Source organism: Bradyrhizobium sp. CCBAU 11434, from assembly GCF_028128895.1.
GTDB lineage: Bacteria > Pseudomonadota > Alphaproteobacteria > Rhizobiales > Xanthobacteraceae > Bradyrhizobium > Bradyrhizobium zhengyangense.
Map to the genome: position 1 here is coordinate 1 of NZ_LBJX01000031.1, position 969 is coordinate 969.

General features: G+C 61.0%; 1 protein-coding gene. It reads left to right on the top strand.

The features are described 5' to 3' along the window. Positions 1–92: 92 nt before the first annotated feature. A protein-coding gene (locus tag XI06_RS12895) for an IS630 family transposase (RefSeq protein ID WP_442869426.1) occupies positions 93–969 on the top strand; the annotation gives its coding sequence in 2 pieces (ribosomal slippage) (positions 93–439 and positions 438–969; 879 coding nt annotated over the 2 pieces). This gene is flagged as partial in the annotation.

Genomic DNA, 969 nt, shown 5'->3' on the forward strand with positions numbered 1-969 from the left:
TAAAGCGGGATGGGGTTAGGTTGAATCGATTTGGGATTCCCAAATCAGTGGGTTTCTGATTCACCATGCTGGCTGGAAGGAGGCCAGCATGGATGGGCAAGCCTTATTCTCTGGATCTTCGCAAGCGTGTCGTAGCCGCGATCAAGGGCGGGATGTCCCGCAACCAGGCGGCCAAGCAGTTTGGGGTCGCGATCAGCACAGCGATCGGCTGGATGCAGCGGGTCGAGGAGACTGGTAGCGTCGAGCCTGGCCAGATGGGCGGTCACAAGCCGAAGGCGGTTTCGGGAGACCACGCGGATTGGCTGTCGCAACGGATCAAGGATGGCGATTTCACCATACGGGGCCTCGTTGCCGAGCTTGCGGGACGTGGCCTGAAGGTCGACTACCATTCAGTGTGGGATTTCGTGCACGCCGAGAAGCTCAGCTTCAAAAAAAAGCGTGGCGGCTGGCGAACGCGATCGACCCGAGGTCGCGCGGCGGCGAGCCCAGTGGACAAAATATCAAGGCCGCGTCGAAGCTGAGCGGCTGGTCTTCATCGACGAGACCTGGACGAGGACCGATATGGCGCCCTTGCGGGGATGGGCGCCGCGCGGGAGCAGACTTCACGCCAAGGTTCCCCACGGCCGCTGGAAGACCATGACCTTCTTGGCGGCCCTGCGCCATGACCGGATTGATGCGCCATGGTTCATCGAGGGGCCGATCGATGGCATGAGCTTTCGCACCTATGTCGAGAAAGTCCTTCTGCCCGTCCTTCGACCTGGCGATATCGTCGTCTTGGATAATCTCGGCAGCCACAGGAGCAAAGCAGTTCGCCAGCTCATCCGCTCCGTCGGCGCCAAGCTCTTCTTCCTGCCAAAATACTCGCCCGACCTCAACCCGATCGAACAAGTCTTTGCCAAGCTCAAGCACCTGCTCCGCAAAGCCGCGGCGCGAACCGTCGACGCGGTCTGCGCCGCAATCGGCCATGCA